Source organism: Pseudooceanicola sediminis (assembly GCF_003575965.1).
GTDB lineage: Bacteria > Pseudomonadota > Alphaproteobacteria > Rhodobacterales > Rhodobacteraceae > Pseudooceanicola > Pseudooceanicola sediminis.
Map to the genome: position 1 here is coordinate 21525 of NZ_QWJJ01000026.1, position 6254 is coordinate 27778.

At 60.4% G+C, this 6254-nt stretch carries 5 protein-coding genes and 2 pseudogenes; 6 read left to right on the forward strand and 1 reads right to left on the reverse strand.

Going from position 1 to position 6254, the window contains the following annotated elements; all coding sequences use genetic code 11:
• The first annotated feature begins 13 nt into the window (after positions 1-13).
• The 4 genes from DL237_RS21135 to DL237_RS20525 are packed head-to-tail and all read left to right on the forward strand — an operon-like array spanning position 14 to position 4383.
• Positions 14-394: a hypothetical protein gene (locus DL237_RS21135; RefSeq protein WP_119400717.1), complete on the forward strand. Its 381-nt coding sequence runs from the start codon at positions 14-16 to the stop codon at positions 392-394.
• Positions 391-3699, forward strand: coding sequence for an error-prone DNA polymerase (locus DL237_RS19810; protein ID WP_119400718.1), 3309 nt, complete (start codon positions 391-393; stop codon positions 3697-3699). The genes DL237_RS21135 and DL237_RS19810 overlap by 4 nt, the downstream gene beginning before the upstream one ends.
• A 13-nt stretch (positions 3700-3712) precedes the next feature.
• Positions 3713-4009 carry a hypothetical protein gene (locus DL237_RS20520; protein ID WP_147405382.1) on the forward strand — a complete coding sequence of 99 codons (297 nt, stop codon included), beginning with the start codon at positions 3713-3715 and terminating at the stop codon, positions 4007-4009.
• Positions 4010-4053: 44 nt separating this feature from the next.
• Positions 4054-4383, forward strand: a complete 330-nt coding sequence (locus DL237_RS20525; RefSeq protein WP_147405383.1) for a hypothetical protein — start codon at positions 4054-4056, stop codon at positions 4381-4383.
• Positions 4384-4439: 56 nt separating this feature from the next.
• Here the strand turns inward: DL237_RS20525 and DL237_RS20935 are convergent.
• Positions 4440-4640, reverse strand: a pseudogene (locus tag DL237_RS20935) (hypothetical protein); the annotation flags it as partial.
• A gap of 296 nt (positions 4641-4936) precedes the next feature.
• Between DL237_RS20935 and dgt the strand changes: the two are divergent.
• A pseudogene (gene dgt, locus DL237_RS19815) lies at positions 4937-5693 on the forward strand (dGTP triphosphohydrolase); the annotation flags it as partial.
• On the forward strand, positions 5669-6133 hold the full coding sequence (locus DL237_RS19820) for a hypothetical protein (protein WP_147405384.1): 465 nt from the start codon (positions 5669-5671) through the stop codon (positions 6131-6133). The pseudogene dgt and the gene DL237_RS19820, both read left to right, overlap by 25 nt.
• The last annotated feature ends 121 nt before the right edge of the window (positions 6134-6254 follow it).

A 6254-nucleotide genomic window follows, 5' to 3' on the forward strand; every position in this document is an offset into this window, starting at 1 on the left:
ATTGAGGTTCGGAATGTTCGATGGTCTCGGCAAGCGCGTCGTGTGCATGTGGTTTCCGCGGTTGGGCTCCGACCGGGTTCTGAAGGCGCGTCCGGTTGAGGCGCCCTTCGCGCTGACCCTGACGGACAAGAACGCCGAGCGGATCTATTGCCTGAACGCGTGGGCCGAAACCCTCGGCCTGCATCGGGGCATGCGTTTTGCCAAAGGGGCGCGCCCGCCCGAGCGGTTTCGCTGGTGCGGCCTGTCCTTGATCACGGGTCGTGCCACGGGGCCGGAACGGATCGCGCCGGAGTGGTGGCTGGAGGAGGAGAGCTGGCGGTCTGGCGTGCGGGATTGCTGGAAGATCGACACGCCGCAGACCCCCGGCTGGGGTGTGCAGGGAGAATTCATATGAGCTATGCCGAGCTGTGCGTGACCTCGAACTTTACCTTTCTGACCGGGGCGTCGCATCCGGAGGAGCTGGTGCTGCGGGCCGCCGAGCTGGGGCTGAGCGCGGTTGCCATCACGGATCGCAACACGCTGGCGGGGGTGGTGCGGGCCCATAGCGCGCTGAAGACGCTGAGGGTCGAGACCGAGAACCGTTTGCGCATCCGCTCGACCCACCAGGTGGACCCTTGTTCGCGTCAGGAAACCGGCCAGCCGCAGGATCTGGCGCGGCCCCAGGGCGTGACGTTGCCCAAGCTGATCGTGGGTACGCGGCTGGTGCTGCGCGATTGCGCGGTGGAGTGGCTGGCGCTGCCGACCGACCGGGCCGCCTATCAGCGGCTATCGCGGCTGCTGACCCTTGGCAAGCGGCGCGCGGGCAAGACGGAGTGCCATCTGGATCTGGCGGATCTGGAGCGCGGCTGTCAGGGGATGCTGCTGATCGCGCTGCCGCCCCCTGATCTGGGGCAGGCCCGCGCGCCGATCCAGCGGTTGGTGCGCTGCTATCCGGGGGCGGTCTTTCTGGGGGCCGCGCCGCGTTACGACGGATCGGATCAGGCCTGGTTCAATGGCTGTGCGCACCTGGCGCGGCGCACCTCGGCCCCGATGGTCGCGGTTGGCGATGTGCTGATGCACCGGGCGGCACGGCGACAGCTGGCCGATGTGCTGACCTGCCTGCGCGAGGGGCTGACGATTGACCGGATCGGCACGCGGGCGCTGCTGAACAGCGAACGTCGCCTGAAGGGGGCGCGCGACATGAGGTGGCTGTATCGTCATCACCCGGCCGCCCTGCGACGCACGCAGGAGATCGCGAACCGGTGCAGTTTCGATCTGTCGGAGCTGAGCTATGAATATCCCGACGAGCTGTCGCAGGGCGAGGCGCCGCAGGACCGGCTGGAACGGCTGGCGGAGGAGGGGCTTGATCGCCGCTATCCTGGGGGGGCGGATGAGCGGGTGCATGGGCTGCTGCGAAAGGAGCTGAGCCTTGTGGGCGAGCTGGGCTATGCCGCCTATTTCCTGACCGTGCATGACATCGTGGCCGAGGCGCGGTCGCGCGGCATCCTGTGCCAGGGGCGCGGCTCGGCCGCGAATTCCGTTCTGTGCTATCTGCTGGGGATCACGGATGTGTCGCCGGACATGATCGGCATGGTGTTCGAACGCTTCATCTCGCGCCACCGGGGCGAGCCGCCGGACATCGACGTGGATTTCGAACATGAGCGGCGCGAAGAGATCATCCAGTGGATCTATGAGAAATACGGGCGCGACCGGGCAGGGCTCTGCGCCACGGTGATCCATTTTCGCAGCCGCGCCGCCATTCGTGAGGTCGGCAAGGTCATGGGCCTGAGCCAGGATGTGACGGCCAGCCTGTCGGGGCAGATCTGGGGCATGTCGAACAAGGGTGCCGACCCGGACCGGATACGGGAGCTGGGACTGGACCGCAAAGACCGCCGCCTGTCGCAGACCCTGCGCCTGATCGGCGAGATCATCGGCTTTCCCCGCCACCTGTCGCAGCATGTCGGCGGCTTTGTCATCACCAAGGGACGGTTGGATGAGCTGTGCCCGATCGAGAACGCCGCGATGGAGGGGCGCACGGTCATCGAGTGGGACAAGGATGATATCGACGCGCTCGGCATCCTGAAGGTCGATGTGCTGAGCCTTGGGATGCTGACCTGCCTCCGCAAGGCCTTCGATCTGCTTGTCCGGCATGAGCAACGGCATCTGAGCCTTGATACCGTGCCGCAAGGCGATGCAGCCACCTACGAGATGCTGTGCCGGGCCGATGCGGTGGGGGTGTTCCAGGTGGAGAGCCGGGCGCAGATGAACTTTCTGCCGCGCATGAGGCCGCAGAAATTCTATGACCTGGTGATCGAGGTCGCCATCGTCCGACCTGGTCCCATCCAGGGCGGCATGGTCAAGCCCTACATCCGACGTCGCCAGAGGCTGGAGGAGCCAGAACCCTTTGGCCCCGCGCTGAGGAAGGTGACGGAAAAGACGCTTGGCGTGCCGCTGTTTCAGGAACAGGCGATGCAGATCGCCGTGGTCGGCGCGGGCTATTCGGCGGAGGAGGCGGATCAGCTGCGCCGCTCGCTCGCGTCGTTCCGGCGCATGGGCACGATAGGCGAACACAGGAGCCGTTTCGTTCAGGGCATGGTGAAAAACAACTACAGCGAAGACATTGCCAACGCCTGCTTTGCCCAGATCGAAGGCTTTGCCGATTACGGTTTTCCCGAAAGCCATGCGGCGGCCTTTGCGATGCTGACCTATGTGTCGTCCTGGCTGAAGCGGCACCATCCCGCGATCTTTGCCTGTGCGCTGCTGAACGCCCAGCCGATGGGGTTTTATGCCCCCGCCCAGATCGTGCGCGATGTCCGGGATCATGGTGTCGAGGTGCGGCCCGTCTGCGTCAACAGCAGCACCTGGGACAACACGCTGGAGCGCCGCACCGATGGCGCGCTGGCGCTGCGCCTGGGGTTCCGCCAGATCAAGGGGTTCCGCGCGGAAGACGCAGGCTGGATCGTGGGCGCACGCGGCAATGGCTATCCCGATCCCGAAAGCCTGTGGCTGCGCGCCGGGGTCGCCCCTGCGACGCTGGAACGCCTGGCCGAAGCCGACGCCTTCCTCGGCATGGGGCTGACACGGCGCAACGCCCTTTGGGCGGTGCGGGCGATCTCGGCCCCGGCGCCGCTGCCGCTGTTTGCCGATCCGCTGGACGGGGAGGGCGCGCGCGAGCCTGCGGTGACCCTGCCGCCCATGCATCTTGGGGAAGAGGTGGTCGAGGATTACGTGTCCCTGCGCCTGACCCTGCGCGCCCATCCGATGGAGCTGTTGCGCCCCTCGATCCCAGGGCTGACGCCGCATGATCAGCTGGCCACCGCGCCGCTGAGGCGGACCAGTGTTTGCGGCCTTGTGATCACCCGTCAGCGCCCCGGCACCGCGTCAGGGGTGATTTTCCTGACGCTGGAGGATGAGACAGGCGTGTCCAATATCGTCGTCTGGCGGAGGGTCTACGATCAGTTCCGGCGCATCGTCATGGGGGGGCGGTTGCTGCGCGTGACCGGCCGGCTGCAACGCGAAGGCATCGTGGTGCATCTGGTCGCGGAGCGGATCGAGGACCTGTCGCACCGGATCTCGGATCTCGGCCATCCTATGGAGGAGGCGGTCGGCATCACGCAACCGCAGGCCGACGATGCGCCGCGCCCGCCCCGCTATTCCCCCCGCGCCCATCACCCGCGCGAGCAGGCCAAACGCCTGTTCCCAAGCCGGGATTTTCATTGAAGAGGCTGGGGGAGTGCAGGCTGAAGCGGGCGATGTGGCAGGCGTTGGCACTGACAGAGATGCGCATGAACCTTCCGCAGCCAGCGAAGGAGGCGATCGAACGATCAAAGAGGCTACGTTCCATAGTCGCGCCTCGAAAATAACCCAACGTTTAAAAAAGCCGATTTATCCGCGCTTGGACAGAGCCGAGTACCTGCGTGCGAAAGTGAAGCTATGCCCGCAGTATGATTACAACAGCTATCGCAATGAGGGAGGGTTAAAAGCAAGATTGAGGAAAAGTCACGTTGATCGGCGCAAAGTTGTGCTCTAAACATTCCCCGTGCTACCGACACAATATTAACTTAAGGTAATTTGATGAACGACGACGATCCAGCCCGAAAGTACATCCCTACTTCGAAGAAAATAAACAACGAGAATGGGTCATCTTCAGAGATAAATCATGGCGCATTCACCAATATTGCATATGGCACAGCTTGGTCTGTAGGAGTCTTAGGGTCGTTAATAGGTGCGTTTTTCATCTGGTCAAGTTTCGAGGGCATCAGAATTGGATACTCAAATCAGATCAATGCCAATATTTTTTCTGTAGGGTGTGCAATTATTGTCGGAAGCTGGATTTCTGCTTCTGGCGTTGGAACATTGGCAGAAATAAGTCGGAAGCTCACTGAAAGGAAGCTTGCGAAGTAGGTTTAGTTGTGCCCTTTGAAGTGGTTCGGTTTGTTTGAAGAGGTTCCTGGCTTTTTCTAAGTGGATTCCCGCCTTGATTCCGCCGCTACCGCTTCAGGCGTCGGTGGGTTGAAGTCGGCCTGATCGGAGGTTTTAACGTCAAGCGACGAGTGAGTCTGCCGGCTGTTGTCGAAGCCGAGGTAGGCCCGGATTGAGGCGCGAGCCACGCAGACGCTGGCATAGGCCCGCAGGTAGATCTGCTCGTATTTGATAGCCCGCCGCTAGCCCATTTTCCGCGGACTACTGGCGGACAAGGGCTCGCCGCTCGATGGAGACGTTGTCGCGCCAGGCGCCCTTCGCACAACGGCTTGAGCGCAGCTGCTTCCAGCCGACGCTGCCGTCGATCTACGGTAAAGTGTTGCAATGCAGCTTCCCCATCGCTGCCATTGCAAGCCTGCAACTATAAGAATAGCATCCTCTTTATTATTTGATCCAGGGTGCCCCTATGACCTCTAGTTTTTCCTTTTTCCAAGAGCGTCTACACGAAGATCAGCCAAATCGCTTAAGAGATAACCGAACGCCATTTCAGAGGGATCGCGCGCGCATAATGCATTCGGCGGCTCCAAGGCAAGACACAGGTGATGGGTACTGGCGAGGGTGATTTTCATCGAACTCGTCTCACCCATTCCATCGAAGTGTCCCAGATCGGCTATGGCCTACTGGAAGTTCTGCACTTCAAGAAAGCCAGGTTCCACAAGGACGCGCAAGATTGGCTGCCAGCGCGCGATCTGATTGAAGCTGCGTGCCTCGCTCACGATCTTGGGCATCCTCCCTTCGGCCACAAAGGGGAGCAAGCGCTGCACAAAGCCATGTTGCGCCATGGCGGGTTCGTAGGAAATGGGCAAACCCTTCGCATTCTCACGAAACTTGAGAAGTACAAGGAGCGAGGGAAAGGGCTGTATCCGACACGCCGTTTGGTCCTCGCAGTGTTGAAATATCCGCGCTCTATGGAAACTTTCAACCTCGATAGCTACGTGAAGAAGCCGCCCAAGTCGTTCCACCAAGACGAGGAAGGTGTTGTTACGTGGGCGATTGATGGATTTTCCGCTGCCGATCAGGAACGATTGATAGCATCAGCCGATGGCAAGAGAGCCCATCATAGCCTTGACTGTAGCATTCTCGAACTCGCGGACGACATTGCCTATGGTGTTCATGACATCGAAGATATCGTTGCACGGGGTTTGGCAACTGCAAGCGATGTCGAAAAAGAGATAGTCGAAGCCTTCAAAAAAATGATAGCATCTGTTTGGATGGATTTGACGCGCAATTGATTTGCAAGGGACTACTTGGAACAAGCTTTGACAGAAAGCAGATGATTGCTGGGCTAGTGAATCTGTTTATTACCAATGTGACGATTACTACGGATCGTTCATACGATCACCCGCTTTTAAGGTTCAGCGCAGCTCTGCCAGAGCCTCATGCAAGGCTGTTAGAAGCCTTTAAGGGGCTAGCCTACGAGCTCGTAATTCGTAAGGCGAAGGTACAGCAGCTTGAGCGTCGCGGTCAGATGGTCGTGGAGCGTCTGTTTGATACTTTGCTCTCAGATCCAGAAAGTCTTATTCCTCAATCATCTTGGGAAGATGGATGTCTGGAAAGCTCTACAGAGCGGCGTGTATGCGATTACGTCGCTGGGATGACGGACAGCTACGCGGATCGTCTCTACAAGCGCCTGTTCCACCCAGGTTTTGGTAGTAGCAGCGACGAATTGTGATCGCGGTTGGTTGGATGAAGAAGGAGCCGCTGACGTTGCCTCCAGGAGCTAATCCAGTTTGAGATAGACTCTGGCCCCACCGAAAGGACCAGAGATGAAACGCAGCAGATTTACCGAAGAC